17 protein-coding genes are annotated in these 18,004 nt (G+C 44.8%); 9 read left to right on the top strand and 8 right to left on the bottom strand.

Annotated elements, in window-relative coordinates:
• The first annotated feature begins 117 nt into the window (after nt 1–117).
• The 4 genes from AC6H1S_RS05080 (at nt 118) to AC6H1S_RS05065 (ending at nt 2,374) form a co-directional block, all read left to right on the top strand.
• The gene (locus AC6H1S_RS05080; protein ID WP_199140859.1) at nt 118–819 is read left to right on the top strand and encodes an SDR family oxidoreductase; all 702 of its coding nucleotides are present in this window, start codon (nt 118–120) and stop codon (nt 817–819) included.
• 67 nt (nt 820–886) lie between these two features.
• On the top strand, nt 887–1,258 hold the full coding sequence (locus AC6H1S_RS05075; protein ID WP_497565384.1) for a DUF4870 domain-containing protein: 372 nt from the start codon (nt 887–889) through the stop codon (nt 1,256–1,258).
• Between the two features lie 125 nt (nt 1,259–1,383).
• On the top strand, nt 1,384–1,917 hold the full coding sequence (locus AC6H1S_RS05070; protein ID WP_199140861.1) for a C40 family peptidase: 534 nt from the start codon (nt 1,384–1,386) through the stop codon (nt 1,915–1,917).
• A gap of 43 nt (nt 1,918–1,960) precedes the next feature.
• The gene (locus tag AC6H1S_RS05065) at nt 1,961–2,374 is read left to right on the top strand and encodes a DUF1801 domain-containing protein (protein ID WP_497565383.1); all 414 of its coding nucleotides are present in this window, start codon (nt 1,961–1,963) and stop codon (nt 2,372–2,374) included.
• 18 nt (nt 2,375–2,392) lie between these two features.
• On the opposite strand, the gene AC6H1S_RS05060 is transcribed toward AC6H1S_RS05065, so the two are convergent.
• From AC6H1S_RS05060 to rpiA, 4 genes are all read right to left on the bottom strand, one after another.
• A complete protein-coding gene (locus AC6H1S_RS05060; RefSeq protein WP_497565382.1) occupies nt 2,393–3,280 on the bottom strand; it encodes a flavin reductase family protein in 888 nt (295 codons plus the stop codon).
• Between the two features lie 52 nt (nt 3,281–3,332).
• Nucleotides 3,333–3,743 (bottom strand): four helix bundle protein, encoded by a 411-nt coding sequence (locus tag AC6H1S_RS05055; RefSeq protein ID WP_497565381.1) that lies wholly within the window; start codon nt 3,741–3,743, stop codon nt 3,333–3,335.
• 54 nt (nt 3,744–3,797) lie between these two features.
• The gene (locus AC6H1S_RS05050; RefSeq protein WP_497565380.1) at nt 3,798–4,796 is read right to left on the bottom strand and encodes a fumarylacetoacetate hydrolase family protein; all 999 of its coding nucleotides are present in this window, start codon (nt 4,794–4,796) and stop codon (nt 3,798–3,800) included.
• 90 nt (nt 4,797–4,886) lie between these two features.
• Complete coding sequence (rpiA, locus tag AC6H1S_RS05045) at nt 4,887–5,594, bottom strand: ribose-5-phosphate isomerase RpiA (protein WP_497565379.1); 708 nt, start codon at nt 5,592–5,594, stop codon at nt 4,887–4,889.
• Nucleotides 5,595–5,845: 251 nt separating this feature from the next.
• On the opposite strand from rpiA, the gene AC6H1S_RS05040 reads away from it, so the two are divergent.
• The 3 genes from AC6H1S_RS05040 to AC6H1S_RS05030 all read left to right on the top strand — a co-directional run bounded on the left by AC6H1S_RS05040 (nt 5,846) and on the right by AC6H1S_RS05030 (nt 8,589).
• On the top strand, nt 5,846–7,012 hold the full coding sequence (locus AC6H1S_RS05040; protein ID WP_199140867.1) for a homogentisate 1,2-dioxygenase: 1,167 nt from the start codon (nt 5,846–5,848) through the stop codon (nt 7,010–7,012).
• A gap of 73 nt (nt 7,013–7,085) precedes the next feature.
• Nucleotides 7,086–8,216, top strand: coding sequence for a 4-hydroxyphenylpyruvate dioxygenase (hppD, locus tag AC6H1S_RS05035; protein WP_199140868.1), 1,131 nt, complete (start codon nt 7,086–7,088; stop codon nt 8,214–8,216).
• A gap of 16 nt (nt 8,217–8,232) precedes the next feature.
• On the top strand, nt 8,233–8,589 hold the full coding sequence (locus tag AC6H1S_RS05030) for a DUF6970 domain-containing protein (RefSeq protein WP_199140869.1): 357 nt from the start codon (nt 8,233–8,235) through the stop codon (nt 8,587–8,589).
• Between the two features lie 38 nt (nt 8,590–8,627).
• Here the strand turns inward: AC6H1S_RS05030 and AC6H1S_RS05025 are convergent, their stop codons facing one another.
• Nucleotides 8,628–10,970 (bottom strand): right-handed parallel beta-helix repeat-containing protein, encoded by a 2,343-nt coding sequence (locus AC6H1S_RS05025; RefSeq protein WP_497565378.1) that lies wholly within the window; start codon nt 10,968–10,970, stop codon nt 8,628–8,630.
• Nucleotides 10,971–11,045: 75 nt separating this feature from the next.
• The gene (locus tag AC6H1S_RS05020; protein ID WP_497565377.1) at nt 11,046–14,039 is read right to left on the bottom strand and encodes a glycoside hydrolase domain-containing protein; all 2,994 of its coding nucleotides are present in this window, start codon (nt 14,037–14,039) and stop codon (nt 11,046–11,048) included.
• Between the two features lie 135 nt (nt 14,040–14,174).
• Here AC6H1S_RS05020 and AC6H1S_RS05015 point away from each other — a divergent pair, with 135 nt between their 5' ends.
• Nucleotides 14,175–15,104 (top strand): YihY/virulence factor BrkB family protein, encoded by a 930-nt coding sequence (locus AC6H1S_RS05015; RefSeq protein ID WP_497565376.1) that lies wholly within the window; start codon nt 14,175–14,177, stop codon nt 15,102–15,104.
• Here the strand turns inward: AC6H1S_RS05015 and AC6H1S_RS05010 are convergent.
• A complete protein-coding gene (locus AC6H1S_RS05010) occupies nt 15,101–15,379 on the bottom strand; it encodes a hypothetical protein (protein ID WP_199140873.1) in 279 nt (92 codons plus the stop codon). The genes AC6H1S_RS05015 and AC6H1S_RS05010 overlap by 4 nt on opposite strands.
• A gap of 112 nt (nt 15,380–15,491) precedes the next feature.
• Nucleotides 15,492–16,082, bottom strand: a complete 591-nt coding sequence (locus AC6H1S_RS05005) for a porin family protein (RefSeq protein ID WP_199140874.1) — start codon at nt 16,080–16,082, stop codon at nt 15,492–15,494.
• A 130-nt stretch (nt 16,083–16,212) separates the two neighbouring features.
• Here AC6H1S_RS05005 and AC6H1S_RS05000 point away from each other — a divergent pair, with 130 nt between their 5' ends.
• Nucleotides 16,213–17,976, top strand: a complete 1,764-nt coding sequence (locus AC6H1S_RS05000; protein ID WP_497565375.1) for a sensor histidine kinase — start codon at nt 16,213–16,215, stop codon at nt 17,974–17,976.
• The last annotated feature ends 28 nt before the right edge of the window (nt 17,977–18,004 follow it).

The raw sequence follows: 18,004 nt of genomic DNA, 5'->3' as shown, positions 1-18,004 counted from the left end.
AAAACACTTGCGAAGTTTTTTAAACTTCGCAAGTATACCTAACTTTAAAAGCTACTCCATTAGCAATTGAACAAACCCTAAAACATTCCAACGTTACAACCCCTCCAACCCTAAAGCATGAACGTTATCATTACAGGCGCCAGCAGCGGCATAGGCTTTGAAACCGCCCTCGAATTTGCATTAGACAGCAAAAACAAGATCTTGTGTATTGCACGCTCGGCCGACAAGCTGCGCAAGCTGCACGAAATTGCGACAGGCATCAATCCCGACTGCACTTTGCTGCCCGTGGCTTTCGATTTGGTAAATGACGATTATGCCGCACTTGTTCCTTTTATCAAAGAACGTTTAGGAACGGTCGACATCCTGATTAACAATGCCGGGAGCCTGATTAACAAGCCTTTTTTAGAAACCACGGCAGAAGACATGGCTACCATGCTCGAACATAATGTAATGAGCCACTTTAAAATGATCCGCTATACTTTAGGTTTTATGGGAAGCGGTGCGCACATTGTAAACATTGGCAGCATGGGTGGTTTTCAGGGCAGTGTCAAGTTTCCGGGACTGGCGGCCTATTCGGCCAGCAAGGCCGCTTTGCATACCTTGAGCGAATGTTTGGCTTTTGAATTGGCCAATACAGGCATCAAGGTCAATTGCTTGGCCTTGGGTTCGGCGCAAACCGAAATGCTCGAAGCAGCCTTTCCTGGCTACGAAAGTCCGGTAATGGCTTTCGAAATGGGCAAATACGTCGCCGATTTTGCTAAAACCGGGCATAAATTCTTCAATGGAAAGGTATTGCCCGTAGCTGTTACAACACCCTAGTATTCAAAAGCATGCCCATACTTGGCATTAGTTTTGTTCCTGCCAAAGAACTAAAACTAAAAACTATATGGAAACACCCAACTTCTCTGCAACCGACGACGGCAAAGCGGCGGCAATCGTCAGCTATCTGTCTATTATTGGCTGGCTAATTGCCTATTTTGCGTTGTACAAAGACAAAGAAACAGATTTGGCCCGCTATCATTTAAGGCAAACCCTATTATTTGCGATCGTGTCAACCGTTCTGTACATCCTACTTTCTATCGTCTTGGTACCCATCATCATTACAACCGGGCTTGTCTTTCTAGTCTATTTGCTGAATGTACTGTGGATTGCCTTGGCCATACTTTGGCTTATTGGACTGATTGGTGCCATACAAGGCCAGAAAAAACCAATCCCGTTTATCGGAGAAAAAGCACAAAGCATGTTCTCGAGCATTTAAATTTGAGGGCTAAACCTAACCAATCCTGCCTTTAAGTTTAAGGGGCAGGATTTTTTTTTGCACTAAGCCACAAGTTTTCAACACCTTACCCTATTTATATTTTTTTTCTATCTTTGAAGCGATTTATGAAGAAATTCCTATTCATTTTTTGCTTCCTATTTGTTTTTGCCTTAAGCAGCAAAGCGCAGGATAATGTTTCTTTACCGGCGCAGTATCAAAAAATGATGGAAAAAATCCTGGGCAACCTCCCAAAAGTGGCAACTTCTAAAGCCAATAGCCTGCTCGATTTTGCCAAATCCATGATCGGCGTTCCTTACAGGTATGCCTCCAGCAATCCGAATAGGGGCTTTGACTGTTCTGGTTTTGTAAGTTACGTTTTTGGAAATTTTGGCTTCAAGGTGCCCCGTTCCTCTCCAGAATTCGCTTCAACCGGTGTTCCGGTTAAATTATCGGAAGCAAAAGTTGGCGATGTACTCATCTTTACCGGCACCAGCCATAAATCGAAAAGGATTGGCCATGTAGGCATCATTTATTCTATTGACGATGAAGGCAACATCAAATTCATCCACTCTACCTCCGGAAAGGCCAATGGCGTAACCATTACCGATTTCGACAACTACTACAAAGGCCGTTTCGTCAAGGCCGTAAGCATCATGTAATTGCCTTTGCAATTCGCCACTTTTTCCTTAACTTCAAGCCATCATGGCCGCAATTAAAACCAAGGCAACCGCACAACCGGTAGCAGATTTTTTGTCCCAAATTACCGATACCGTAAAGCAGAACGACTGTAAGGTTATTTGCGAGCTTATGGAAGAGGTAACCGGACAAAAGGCAAAGATGTGGGGGCCGGCCATTATTGGCGTAGGCGACTACCTGTACAAATACGACAATGAACGAACCAACGATTGGTTCATGATGGGCTTTTCGCCACGCAAACAGAATATCAGTTTGTACATTTTGGGCTGTAAGGCCGAAACCAAGTCGGCGCTCCTGGCCAATTTGGGCAAGCATAAAACCGGAAAAGGCTGCCTCTACATCAACAGGCTTTCTGATGTCGATATCGACGTACTTAAAAAGCTTTGCGAAGAATCGTACAACAACCTGAAAGACAGCTAATCAGCATTTGGCCAACTGTTAAAGCAGCACTACTTTTAACGCATCTTGAACCTGGCCAAGAGCCAGCAGCTGATGTGCCAACTCATGCAGCTCGCGTTCGCGGTTATTGGCATCGCCTATGGTGGCATCCAAAATATCCTTTACGGCAGTATTCCAGCGCATGCCGTCTATTTCTTCACCGCTAGGCAACTGTTCTACATTGCCCAGCATGCCCAGGTCGTTGCCTGTTAAAACCCTGGAATTTCTGACCGATACCGGCAAAGCATCTACACCGATGCCCAAAGTTGTAAGTGGTTTGGCCACTTTAAAAAGGTTTTCGGCCGTTACCCTGCAATACCAGTCGCCACCCAAGCGGGCCACCAAATCTATTTTGGCCTGGTCTATTTTGCCATCGGCATCTAAAATCTCTTCTTTGATATGGATGACCTTGATTTCGGCCAGCACCAGGTTACCGGCACCATGCTGGTCGCCCAGCGCAATCACTTCCTTCACCACACATTCTAACTGTACCGGAGCCTCGGCCACTCTTGGTGGCTTTACCGTAAGTGATTCGAGCATGCGGAAACCCGCTTTCTCAAATTCGTTTACGCCTTTGGCATATTCGGTACTGGCCAAACTGGTTTGCTGCACCATCGCATAGTTTACAATGTTGATGACACATTCCTTTACCTGCAGTACGTTTTCTAAGGTATGTTTTGTGGTATTGTCGCGAACCCGGCGTGCCGGCGAGAAGACACACATTGGCGGATTGCTGCCAAACAGGTTGAAAAAGCTAAACGGACTGAGGTTAACCTGCCCATCGGCATCAACTGTTGAAGCAAAACAGATTGGCCTCGGCGCGATGGCATATTGCAGATAGTTCTGTAATTGTACTGGCGAAAGATCGGCGGTGTTTAGGGTAAGCATTTTGAAAGGGTTGGAAAGTTAGAGAGTTTAAAAGTTATAAGGCTGGAACGTTTTACAGGCTATTTTTTGGTGTTTTGTTTTTTGATTTTTTGGTGGCTTCAAAATTTTTCAAATAATCAATAAACCGTTTGGTTTTTGAAGAGAACTCGATCCTCATCTTATATAAAGCTATGTAGTGCTCTTCGCTTAATTTGCTTGTTTCTTTTAAAACAATGATTTTATTTCGAAACTCGCCCGAAGAGCCTTTTGCATAGATAAGAAAATGGATAAAGTCTGGGTTGTTGTTATACTCAAAGCCTTCGGCAACATTATCAGACATTGACATTGCGGCTCTTCTTAATTGGTCTTTCAAGCCGAAATCTGATTTAATGGGTTCAAAATCCGAAATCCAATAGGTATCATCTGCGATTCTCTTAGCTATTTGCCAAATTTCAAGATCTTCAAATCTTTCAATCTTACCCATGCCTCACCTCCTTTCAAACACCACAACATTTCAACTTTCCAACCTTAAATCATTTTATTTTTTTTTCAGCGCTAAAATCGAAAAATCAGTATCTACTTTGGTAATCACATTGCTCAGGGTACCTAGGCCGGTAATCTCCATTTCTACATTATCGCCAGGTTGCAGCCATTGTACTTGGTAGTTTGGATCGTTGAGCAATCCGGTGCCGTTCAGCTCCAAGAAGCATCCTGTTCCTACCGTCCCCGATCCAATAACATCGCCTGGCAAAATATCAACACCGTAGGCACAGCGCTCAATAATTTCGGCAAAGGTCCAGTCCATATCGGCCATGTTACCTGCCGAAACTTCGATTCCGTTTACCCTGCAGGTCATTTTAAGGTTATAGTTATTGCCCATGTGATTAGGTTTCGGCGCTACTTTGTAAGGCTCAAGCTCATCGGGTGTAACCAACCACGGACCAATAACCGTAGAAAAATCCTTGCCTTTGGCCGGGCCTAAATTCAGCAGCATTTCTTCCATCTGCAAGGTACGAGCGCTCATGTCGTTCATGATCATGTAACCTGCAATATAATCGTCGGCTTCGGCAGCCTTGATGTTTCTTCCTTTTTTGCCGATAACCACGGCTACCTCCAATTCAAAATCCAGCTTCTGGAAATGATCTGGCATACAGGCGATTTCTCCAGGACCCTGAATGGCATTGTGGTTGGTAAAATAGAAAATCGGATATTGGTCAAACTCGGCAATCATGTCTACCTTGCGGTTGCGCCTGGCCGCCGCCACGTGCTGCCTAAACGCATAGCCATCCCTGCAAGAAGTTGGATGTGGCACCGGCGCCAAAAGCTCATAAAAAACCTCTTCTTTCGGCGACAATGTTCCTTCGGCAATAGACCGGCTGATTTTTTTTGCCCTGTCCATCAGCTCTTCGCCCCCCTGCAAAAAGGCATTCATCTCATCCGGGATCAGCTTGTCGCATGAGTTCAAATTGTAGATATGACCGTTTACAAAAACGCCCAAGTGCTCTCTATCTTCGGTTTTATAGGATACTAATTTCATATGTAATATTTGGCTAAATGACGCGATAAAGCTAGCGTTTTACATTAACCTGTACAACGCCTGTGCCGAAGATTTTAAAAGATGTACTGATTATGAACCTTTTTGGTCTTGTTCAAAAACCACCAGCTCCTCACCAGTAGCCATGATAACCTTGGTGGCCAAACCAATAAAAAGGCCATGTGCCAGAACCCCTTCAATTTGGTTGAGCTGTATGGCCAGCGCTTGCGGATCGGCAATCAGGCCAAAATCAACGTCGGCAATGTAATTTTGGTTATCGGTAACAAAAAGCGTATCGTTTTTGCGCCGCAACTGTGCCTTGCCCCCCAGTGTGGCTAGCTGATCGAGCACATACCTGCAGGCAACCGGCGCCAGCTCAACCGGCACCTTAAAAGCACCCAGCTGGCTTACTTTTTTCGACGAATCGACAACCACTATTCTATTCTTGCTTAATGAAGCCACTATTTTCTCCCTAAACAAAGCCCCGCCGCCACCTTTAAGCAACTGCAGTTCTTCGGTAAACTCATCGGCGCCGTCAATACTGATGTCGATTTCACTGACTTCGCCCAAGGGCAACAAGGGAATACCCAAGGCCTTGGCCTGTTCTTCGGTTTGCAAAGAGCTCGGCACGCCTTTAACCTGGAGACCATCTTTTAGCCGATCGGCCAATGCGCTTAGCGCAAAGCTTGCGGTAGAGCCAGTACCCAGCCCTACAATATCGTTGTGCTTAACCAGTTTCACGGCTGCTTGGGCCGCCAATTGCTTTGCTAGTTCTTGGTGATTTGGGGTTAGAGCTGCCATCCATTAAAAGTAACAAAGAAATTTGAAATTTTGTCGATTAAAAACCCTAATTTAGTCTCGAAAATGATTGACAACCCTTCATATCAGAACCATAACGCCAACGAGGTGCTCGCTGCGTTCAGGTATGCCATGTTATCCAAGATCATTTTTGCGCAATATTCTTTATAAGCCGTTCCATCTGAGCGCCTGCCAAAAACGTTTCATCGTTTTTATCGTTATATAATTACATTCTAACCAATATACCTAACGTTATGCCAATTTACCATACTTTAGGAACCATCCCAGCTAAAAGACATACGGTTTTTCGCAAACCCGATGGCAATCTCTACGCTGAAGAACTGGTTTCGACAGAAGGCTTTTCAAGTCTTTACTCCTTGGTTTACCATTGCCATCCGCCAACCATTGTCAAATCGTTGGGCGAACCGTATTCGGTAGAACCTAAAATTGCCCGCGAGAAACATTTGCGCCATACCAGTCTCATCGGCTTCAACATCAAGCCCGAAGACGACTACCTGAAAAGCAGGAAACCAGTTTTGGTTAACAGCGACCTGCATATTTCTTTGGCCGCTCCTCGCCAATCGATGACCGATTATTTCTACAAAAACAGCCAAGCCGACGAAGTGGTTTTCATCCACGAAGGCTCAGGCACCCTAAAAACCGGTTTCGGCCAAATCAAATTCCAATATGGCGATTACCTGGTTATTCCGCGGGGTACCATTTACCAAATGGAATTCGACAACGAAAACAACAGGCTTTTCATTATTGAAAGCTTTAGCCCCATCAGAACACCCAAACGCTACCGTAACCAGTTTGGCCAACTGGAAGAGCACTCTCCCTATTGCGAAAGGGACATCAAGCGTCCGCAAAACCTAGAAACCATCGACCAGTTTGGCGATTTTAAGGTATTGATCAAGAAACAGGGCATGATGTATCCCTACGTATATGGCACCCACCCCTTCGATTTTGTAGGCTGGGATGGCTTCCACTATCCTTGGGCTTTCTCGATCCACGATTTTGAACCTATAACCGGTCGCTTGCACCAGCCACCGCCGGTACACCAAACTTTTGAGGGCCATAATTTTGTGGTTTGTTCTTTTGTACCACGAAAATACGATTACCACCCGCTTTCTATTCCGGCACCTTACAACCATAGCAACGTAGACAGTGATGAAGTGCTTTATTATGTAGACGGCGATTTTATGAGCAGAAAAAGTGTGGTGAAAGGCCAAATCACCCTACACCCTGGTGGTATTCCACACGGACCGCACCCTGGAACGGTAGAAAAATCAATTGGAAAAGAAAAAACAGAAGAACTGGCCGTTATGATCGATCCTTTCAGACCTTTGATGCTTACGGAAGATGCCGTAGCGATTGAAGATGAAAGCTATCACAAAAGCTGGCAGATTAATGTAGAGTAGTGTATGTATTTAGCGCCGAGCGCCCAACATTACAACCTTAAAGCTTTACAACAACATTAAACATTACAAAACAATGAGCACACAAACATTTGCAGAAAAAATAGCGAAGGCGCAAGACTTCCTTCCTATCAATGGAACAGATTATATAGAATTTTATGTAGGCAATGCCAAGCAGGCCGCCCATTATTACAAAACGGCCTTTGGCTTTCAATCGTTAGCCTATGCAGGCCCTGAAACCGGCGTTCGCGACCGCGCTTCTTACGTTTTGCAGCAGGGCAAAATCAGGCTGATCTTAACTACCGCCCTCAAATCGGACCACCCGATTGCCGAGCACGTAAAAAAACATGGCGATGGCGTAAAGATCCTGGCTTTATGGGTAGACGATGCCTACAGTGCCTTTGAAGAAACCACCAAACGTGGTGGCAAACCCTATCTGGAGCCTCAAACCTTAAGCGATGAGCATGGCGAAGTAAAAATGTCAGGCATTTATACCTACGGCGAAACCATTCACATGTTTATCGAGCGCAAAAACTATAAGGGCATCTTCATGCCGGGCTACCGCGAATGGAAAAGCGATTACAACCCTGCAGAAACGGGATTGTTGTACATTGACCATTGCGTAGGCAACGTGGGCTGGAACCGCATGAACGAAACCGTGAAATGGTACGAAGAAGTAATGGGCTTTGTGAACATCCTTTCTTTCGACGACAAGCAGATCAACACCGAATATTCGGCGCTGATGAGCAAGGTCATGAGCAATGGCAACGGCTATTCTAAATTTCCGATCAACGAACCTGCCGAAGGCAAAAAGAAATCGCAAATTGAAGAATACTTGGAGTTTTACGAAGGCGAAGGCGTACAGCACATTGCCGTAGCCACCAAAGACATCGTAAAAACCGTAACCGAGCTCAAAGCGCGCGGCGTTGAATTTTTAAGCGCACCACCAGAGGCCTATTATGAAATGATGCCTAACCGCGTTGGCGAAATAGACGAAGAAATAGCACTACTTAAAGGATTGGGCATTTTGGTTGATTGCGACGAGGAAGGCTACCTGTTGCAGATTTTCACCAAACCGGTTGAAGACCGTCCGACGCTTTTCTTCGAAATTATTCAGCGAAAAGGAGCACAATCATTCGGTGCGGGCAATTTCAAGGCACTTTTCGAATCTTTGGAACGCGAACAAGAGTTAAGAGGAAATCTTTAATCATTAAGTCAAGCTTATGTTAAATGCCTTAAAAACGGTATTTGTACTGGTGCTGGTTGCCCAGGCAAGTACCTGTAAAAAAGAAGAGTTGAATATAAGCGCTCCCGAATGCATCTTGCAAAAGATAGCGGCCATCAAAGCCGAAGCGGTCTGGAACCCACCGGCCAAGGTTTACGCTTACGACTACAATGGGCAAAAGGTTTATTACATCCCTGCCCGTTGCTGCGACATACCCAGCGCCTTGTACGACAGCCATTGTAAATTGATCTGCAATCCCGATGGCGGCTTTACTGGCAAAGGCGACGGCAAGTGCGCCGATTTTTTTGAAAAACGAACGCATGAGCAACTGATCTGGCAAGACGAACGAAAATAGATTCACAATAAAAAAAGGGGCGAAAACTCGCCCCTTTTTTATTTCAGTTTAATGGTCAGCGTTTTTTCCTGCTGATCTCTGATGATCCTTAATTCGGCGGTACTCAAAAATTGGCTTTTCTGGATAAATTGCTGCAGCTCGAGTATAGAATTGACTTTTTCGTTGCCCCATGCAATAATTACATCGCCTTTCTGCAGTTTGTTTTGGCCAGCCAACGATTGTGGCGACAGGCTAAGCAACAAAGCGCCATGATCGTCGTGCAAACCAGCGGCCGAGCGCTCGCCCAAACTTTCTATATTCTTGAAGGTAGCTCCCAGCCAAACCAAGGTAGCCCCTTGTTGCCGATTGGCTAATGCTTTTAAAGGCCTGATCGGTGGTTTGGCCGCCAGTTTCTTTAAATTGGCTTGGGTTACGCCAAAATTCATTTCAAAATTCTTAAAGCCTGTTTTCAATGCCGGCGAAGAGGCCAATACACGATAGTCGCCAGTATTGGCCGCTACAAATTTTGCATCGCCATAACTGCTGTTCGCATCAACACCCAATTTTTGGGCAGCCACTAAGCCAGCCGGCGAAAGAAAGAAATTCTCATCTACTTTTTTGCCCCAGGCATTCATGCCGATAGGCGCATAAGGCGTAGATACGATATTATGGGTAAAAGTATCGTCGCTGTTGCTCAGCCATACATGCGGATGAAAAGTATTGTTGATGATGATGTTATTGGTTACGGTACGGTGATAGCCCTCCCGTAGTTTCAAGCCGCCACTTAAGCACACATTGTTATAGATCAGGTAATTGCTGCTTCCATCATCGAGGTCAATATCCCAACCATGGTCGCACTGAAAGCGATTATTACGCAACACAATGGGATCAATTACATCCAAATATTCAATTCCTGGCCTTGCGGCTACAATACTGTCTACGATTTTTCTTCCCGGGCGCCAATAGCGATCGCGACCCCAGGAGTTAAATGCCCCATGGTCGCCTGTTTCCAATACCGTGTTAAACACATCGTTAAATTCGATGATATGGCCACCCCAAGTTCCTTCGCTTACATTAATGCCGGCCCTAGGCACATCATAAATGGTATTATGGCTGATGGTGATGTGCGCGGCCATCGAAATTTCGGTTCCGGCCACCTGTTTTTCAATCGTACCAATGTGATGGATCAAGTTGCCACTTGCCGTGCAATACTGCGGATAATTATCGCTTTGAGGCCCCTTGGTAAAATCCATCTGTGTCCATGGCACAAAATTTTCGTACCTGAAAGCAGGCGATCGCACTGCATCGGCACTGCCTACAAACGAAATGGCACTTGCCCCTATGTTATAAATATGATTGTCTTTGAACTGGTTATTCTTGTTGTAATTGCTTACAAAAATGGCATTGCCGCCCAGCTCGTAAAAATTGCAACCAGCCACTGTAATTTGCGCTGTTCCATCCAATAATAGCGCACCGCCACGGTAAATGGTCCAATCGCTACGCAACAGGGGCTCTTTGGTCAGCATAAAACTTCTTGCTGTTTGGGTAAAATCTATTTCGGCAATGCTGATGTTTTGAACTGGCTTTGCACGGTTTCCCACCACATGGATGAGGTCTGTTAAATTACTGATGGCCAAATCGGCTTTGCCCAGATCGAGGTTTTTGGGCGGATAGAAATAGAGCATTTGCTCAGCCTGGCTGTAGTACCACTCATTGGGTACATCCAGTTCTTCGAAAATATTCTCTACAAAACGATGCTCCTTATGCATAGGCGAAGGCCGGTTGTTTTGCCAGCCGCCAATATAATCCAGCTGGCCGCCTGTTTTACCGGTAATCTCAAAATGAAATCCGCCCCACTCGCCAGCGTGCAAGGCATGGATATAGCCTCCTTTCGGATTTTGCCAACCGGCAACCCTTTCTTTGTCAAGCGCATCGGCCGCAGTGCCGTTAAAAATCCGCGATTTTTCGTCAAAGTTAGGGTAACGCGCCATAGGCAGAGCCTTTCCATTCAAAAACAGCCGATCGGGATTGGTTGCCAAAGCTAAACGAGCCTTATAAATTCCGTCGCGGTAAGGTACCCATTGGAGGTTTACTTTTTTTGCACCACTAAAAACTACCCTTTCGTGCTGATATGGCTGTATTTTTAACGAGCGTAGCGCAAAGCTTTTGTTTGATATTGTTACCGTTTGGTCAAACACATAGGTTCCTTTCCTGAAAAGGATCTCCACCGCTTCGCCTTGAAGGCCTTGCGCCTTTTGAAGGGCTGCTTTTAATGTTTTTAAGGGCCTATTCAGGCTCCCGATTTGGGTGTCGTTGCCCACAGGCGACACAAAAATTTTTTTTTGTGCCCATACCAAACAGGGCATTATGCCCAAGCAAAGCATCAATAATTGTTTTTTCATAGGTGATAGGTTATTTGACTAACAAGATGTAGACAAGTCTTGGGCCTTTGCAGGGGGGAGACTTGTCTACTTATTTTAGTTTTGCTTAATCACAATCAGATAGCCCTTGGCTTTGGGCACCGTAATTTCGCTATGCGTTGTCAGTTGTTGCGCCTGTTGAAAATTGGCAACTTCCGGAACGCTGATACTGGCTTTTGCCGGATCGATGCCCAGTTTTTGCCAGTCGATGTTCAAAGTCACTTTCTCTTCCTGATCTGACCAACTGGCTACAGCCACCAAGGCCGCGCCCTTTTTTTTGTAAACCGTAGCCAAAACCTGCGGATTGCTGGTTTTAACCGGACAATTTGTAGACCAGTAACCTATCATCTTGGTACCTTTCATGCCAAAATCGTCCCAAACCTTCCAAATCGGTCTTGGATCGTTATTGCCCGACCAAGGCAAACGGTTGGTCATGCCATAAATCATGCCTCGCCATTGGTTGCCACCGTCCTGCAACATTTCGCCCATCAAGCCAAACGGAATACCGCTTACTTCGGTCAGGAAGAAATCAGGCTTGTTCTTTTCGTAGTCGAAATATTCGCCAAACCACAAGCGGTTTAAGTAAGGAAAATGTTCCATATACAAATTGGCGCTGTTGTTAAAGCCGTCGCTTTTGTTGTACTGGTTAGCCGAGTGCAGGTCGATAATACCTGGATGACCGTCTTGGGTCAATACGCGCTTGATCCGTTTCATCGTAATGCGATCAAAAGCCACATCATCCAAATAAATACCGTCGATGCCCACATTTTTGGTCAGCCAATTCATGCCCTCTACATAATAGTTGTGCCAACGGCTCATGCCGCTGTTTACAATGGCCGCATCCTTGATTTCAGGCACGAACCAGGCCGCGATGTAATCGTCTTTGACGTGTTCCTGTAACCAAGAAAAGCCTCCGCCCTTGCCAGGCGAGTAGATTTCGTGACCCAAACTGCGCATCGGAAAAGTTTCGTAGGCACGGTTAGACAGCTCGCGAACGGTATTATAGATTTTTACCTTTAAGCCCTTGCTGTGCGCCTCGCTAATGTAGCTTTTCATTTTACCATACTCAATAAACGGATAGTTGATCCACGGGTTAATAGGCGTAGCATGGTGGATATTCACCACTGTAGCACCTGTTGCCTTGATGCTGTCAATCGAATTGTACTTGTGGTAAAAGCGATTCTCCCATTGGAAATCAGTATCGATGGTATGGAATGGCGTAATCAGCAAAGTGAAATTATAGTACTGTACCTCTCCTTTTTTCATTTCGCGTTCGCCCGTATAGTTATTGGCCAGCATCGAACTGCCTTTAATGCCGATGCTTACACCGCCTTTATTGCCATTGCCCCAAGAAGTAGGCAACAACAATGGTTTTTGCAGGTAGAAATTGGTGTTTAACGGACGTACATATTTCTCGTCGCGAAGCGAATACTGCAATCCCGCATTTACATTGCCCAGCCAGGCACCATCCTGGTTTTTATTGGCTACATCCCATTTCCATTCGAATTTTTCTGGACGTTCGCCTCCTTTTTGGCCGAAGCCCATCAAATAGGTAGCCGCTGTTTTGTTAAACGGAATGTGCATGGTAACGTCTTTCAGGTCGAGGTCTTTCAATGCCGTAACCTTAACCGTATACGACATAAAGCCATCAAACTCCAAGCTTCCCGTGATGTCCATTTGCAGGCTGTCGTTAGCATTTGTGGTTTTCCATTGTACCGTTCCGGCTTCTTTTTTGGTAAATTCTACCCCGCCGTCTTTCAATATGATGTTTTTGCCATCGGCTTTGCGCACAAAGTGGAAATGGATATTTTCTGCCAATAAATTATTGGGAGTGGTGGTATAATCGGTCATTTCAGGGCTAAAGAAAGTTTGGATCTGCTTAGGGAAGCCATTTTTATCCAGTTCTACCTTGCGTCCCAGCAAGCTAATGCTTGTTCCCTGTACCCTTAAAGGCGTATAAGGCGCAATTACCGTATTGCTTTGGGCCAAGGTTGAGTTGAGCCAAGCTAAACGGGTTTGTTTCCATGGCTCATTGATGCCGTTTTCCTTGCTCAGGCGGGCATCTACTTTTATACTGATTTTGATGCTTTGTGCGGGTGCATTGGCCGCCGACACTTCAACCGTGCCCGTATAGGTTCCGGCGTTGGCCGCAGCAGGTACGGCAAGCAGGCACCACAATGCCTGGATCTGGTTTTGGGGCACATCTACTTCTTTGTTAAACGGCTTGCCATCGTAGGTGGTGCCATCGGTATTAAGGCAAGAAAACAGCTTCGAAGCTATTTTATGACCAGATTTATCTTTTAAATCGCTGAATTTCAGTTTCACGTTCTGCAAATCCTTCAAGGCATAAACCCCTAACTGAAAAGAGAAGTTTTCGCCCCTTAAGGCTATATCTGCAAATGTTTTTTGAGGCCCATTGGTTATCCAGCGTTGCGGAATATCGTGCTTCATCACAATGGGGTACATCCTGTATTCTGGAAATACCAGGTAAGCCGGTTCAGCATGCTGCGCTTTTAGCTTGGCTACTTCGGCGCTGGTTGCAATCACCTCCATCGGATAAACGCTGTTAAAGGCATTGACCGATTCAATCTGAAGTGCTCTGGCATTAACGGGTAGCTGTTCTGCATCTTTTGGCGTTATCCAATTGGGCAATTTGCCTTGCTTGGGATAAATTCCTTTGGGGTAGTTAGAACGGCCTTCGTTTTTGTAGGGCTGGTAATAAATGTAATAAGTTCCAGCGCCGCTTGTCAGCTCAAAACAAATGATGCCACGCTCTTTATTTAACGACAAGGGCAATATATTTTCTATTTTTTTTCCGGTTTTGGCGTCTTGTACAATAATTGCCTTTTCTTCGGGGTTAGGGTCGCTACGGCGCCATTCGATATTGACTTTGGCAATTTTTCCGGCACCGGTATAGCTGACCAATGCACGTTGATTGCCTAAGGAATCGGCATTCCAGCTGTTGTTGCCAGCTGTGTATTTGATTTGCTGGGCATTGGCCCAAAAGGGAAATGTGCAGCAACATAGCAACACAATAAGGTAGTTTTTCATGGATGAGGTTTTAAAAATTAACTGATGGTAAATTTAATTTTTTTCTACGTTGTTTAACAGGGTGGCAAAAATTAAGTCAAAAACGTTACAGCTACCATAATTTTGCTATTTTTGACCTTAGGGTAAATTCCACAGATGTCAGCAATTACGATAAAAAGGTCGAAATTATTTTTCAAGCACATTAAAATGGCCTTCGGGCTGTTCAGAAAAAACGACCCGTTGCGTCTTGCTGGCGCAACAGCTTTTTTCGCCAATTTCGCCCTCCCGCCCATCTTGCTGATTTTGATTAGGTTGTTTGGTTTTTTTGTAGACAGGAAGCTACTGGCCCGACAGATTTTTGAAAGGTTGGCCAGCATTTTAGACGACAGCAGCACCGATCAGATCAGGCAAACGCTCAGAAACATCAGGGGGATTGACCACAACTGGTGGGCTACCATTTTGAGCTTTGTATTTTTCATATTTGTGGCCACTACGCTTTTTAACGTCATTAAAAATTCGATGGACCAGATTTGGAAGATTGGCGTGAACGAAAAAATAGGCATCATGTTTAACCTCAAGTTAAGGGCGCGCTCGATGGTGATTATCCTTTTGGCGGGCATCTTGTTTTTCGTTGGTCTTTTAACCGACAGTGTACAGGCATTTATCGGCACTTATATCAATACCGCAGCTCCAACTTTTGGCAAAATATTTCTATCTATCCTTAACCAGGCACTTTTTGTGGTTATCGTAACCGCTTGGTTTACGGTGTTGTTCAGGTTTCTGACCAACGGACGTCCCAGCTGGAAGGCATCGATACGCGGAGGCATCCTAACCGGCATCCTGTTTACGCTGGGCAAGTTTATTTTGCGCATTATGCTCCCTTTAAGCAACATAGGCAATGTATACGGCGCTTCAGGCTCTATTGTGCTGATTATGCTCTTTGTATTTTATTCTTCGTTTATCTTTTATTTTGGGGCCTGCTTTGTCAAGGTGTTAAGCGATGCCGGCAGTAAGCCGATTAAGCCAATCAAAGGCGCTTTCCTTTACGAAATCAAAGAAATACCCAAAGAAGAAGGCAAAGGCTAATTGGTGCGCAAACCTACCTGCTCAAAACCCTGCATTTCGAAAACAGCCAATTTGTTCAGCAGATTGAGGTGCAACGTTCCGAAGAAATTAAAGATGCCATCTTTGTTTTTGCCCTCAATGCAAATGGTTTCCTTCACAATTTCACGCTGTGCCAAATTTTGGTCGGCCGTAATCATGGCTTCGTCCTGAATAACAAAATCGTTGGCTTCGATGGCAAACTCTTTTAACAAGGCCAAAAAGCTCTGGCCATTCAACAATAGCTCTTTTAAATTCATGGCAATAAAGGTTAGGTTTGTGACTGCCGAAACCACATCAATTTTATTGCCAAAAAAAATGGATGAACCCTTATTGGCCATCCATTTCTTACAACTTTACAGAGATATGTTTCTAAAACAATTTATAGGCAAGACCCAGGGTAAACAAGTTGAGCTTGGTCGATTGCGTATAACCGGTAGAGTTGAGCTTAGAAAGGCCCAATTCGTATCTTAAATCAACGCCTAAGCTACCTATATCGACACCGGCGCCGAACTGCCAGGCAAAAGCCTGATCTTTAAACTTGCCATTAAATGCCGAAGCGGCCGCCTGCGAAAAATTTTGGTCTTCGTTAAGCAAGAATGAAACAACAGGTCCTGTATTAAGCCTTAAGCCTACACCGGCTGCCCCAAATTTAGTACCCACCAGTACAGGCACGTCTAAACTGGTAAACTTAACCTTGTTTTCCTGACCAGCGGCATTTTGCAAAGTTGCATTTTTGCCCGAAAGGTAAAGCTCTGGTTGCAAATGCAGTCCGGCGGCGCCAATACGAGCCCAAAGGCCTACGTAATAGCCTGCGCGGTTATCGCTGCTGAATGTATTTGAGGTATTAAATTTAGAAAGGTTCATCCCTCCTTTTAAGCCGAGCTGAAAAGAAGGTACCACTTGGCTAAAAGCAAGGGTGCTGGCACAAAGCAGTACAAATAATAGGGTAATCTTTTTCATAATAAAGCATTGGGTTTCTAATGTTATTAACGTAAAGATAATATTTTAAATTGAAAGCTAAATTTTGTAGTTTTATCAGTACCCTTTGTCAATTTTCAAGTGTTTGTTTTTGAGTATTTTCCCTTCTTAAATGGAGTTTTCATTTAATATTTATGCGATTGTTTTGCTGGCTTGTGGCTGTACAACGATTGTTTTATCTAATTACATTTACAGAAGAGGCGGAGAAGCCGTAAAATGGTTCTCGATGATGATGCTATCTAACGCCATTTGGTCTATAGCCTATGGTTTCGAGTTGGCCAGCAGCACCTTAAGCCAGATCAAGTTTTTAATCAATATCGAATACATCGGCATTGCCACCCTGCCTTTGAACTGGTTTTTGTTCTGCCTCAGCTTTTGCGACAAGGAATGCTGGTACAAAAAGCGATTGAACTTTGCCCTCATTCTGATTGTACCCATCGTTACCATATTAATGGTTTGGACCAACAGCTACCATCACCTGCACTACAAGCACATTGCAATTGCTACCGATGGCCCTTTTCCGATGGTAGCCATTACCCCCGGCATCTGGTACCGTATTTTTACCATTTACTTTTACCTGCTGCTGGCTTGTGGCTGCTACCTGATTTTGATGAAGTTCAGGACTTCTGACCCCATTTACAAAAAACAGAACTACAGCATTGTTATTGCGGCATTTTTACCTTGGCTGGCCAACATGAGCTACCTACTCGGATTTAGGCCGTTTATCCATCTGGATGTTACGCCCTTTGCCTTTGTGCTTACTTCTTTTCTAATCCTGATTGGCATTTACCGATTTAAGTTGTTCGATATTATTCCCATTGCGCGCGAAAAGGTGCTGGAACTGATGCAGGATGGCTTTTTTGTACTCGACCAGCAAAATCGCATCATCGATTATAACAAATCCATACAACGCTACATTTCGATAGCCAAAGACCAAAAAATCATAGGTACACCGTTAGAAAAGATCTTTCCGAACCAGCCTCATTTCTTCGAACGTATCAAGAACCATCAACCTGGCAAGGTAGAGCTTGACATCGCCCTCGAAAACAAGGTACTTTACCTCGAAGCCGATATCCTTTTTTTGGTCGACAACAAAATCAACAACGATTTTATCATTATCAAGCTCCAAGACCTGACCAATTTTAAACGGGAAGCTATTCGTACCAAGGAACAGGCCAATGAACTGGAAAAACTGAACCAGCTTAAAGACAGGATATTTTCTATTATTGCACATGATTTGCGCGGCCCGTTGGTTAACCTTTCCGAAGTGCTTAAAATGATTGCCAACGACCAGATTACCCGCGAGGAATTCAAGAGCATCTCGCCCACGCTTAGCAAGGATATTATCTATACCACTGATTTGCTGGAAAACATCCTGCATTGGTCGAGAAGCCAACTCAAAGGTTTTGGCATCAAAAAGGAGTTTTTCAACCTGCGCAACCTCATCATCAACGAAATTAATTACCACATGCCCGCGGCTACCACCAAGAAAATAAAAATCATTCATGATGTTTTTCCTGGCGAGATGGTTTATGCCGATATCCTGATGATCCAGATCGTGATGCGCAACATTTTAAACAATGCCATTAAGTTTTGTCATGAAAACTGCGAGATACACATCACTGCCGCGTACCAGCGCAATGGTACCATGCTGGTGTGCATACAAGATAACGGTGTTGGCATTCCGGCCCATATTTTGGAGCGTTTGTTTAAAAACGAGAACATTACTACCAGAGGCACTTTTAACGAAAAGGGAACCGGCATTGGCCTGATGGTATGCAAGGATTTTATGATCCGTAACGATGGCGATATTACGGTGAGCAGCCAAGAAGGCCAAGGTGCCAAATTTTGCCTCAGTCTACCCACTTCCAAATAAAAAAGGCTCCACTTGGGAGCCTTCTTGT

Source organism: Pedobacter sp. TM02, from assembly GCF_059705275.1.
Note: the sequence above shows the minus strand (reverse complement) of the source record. Positions and strands in the feature narration are given on the sequence as shown.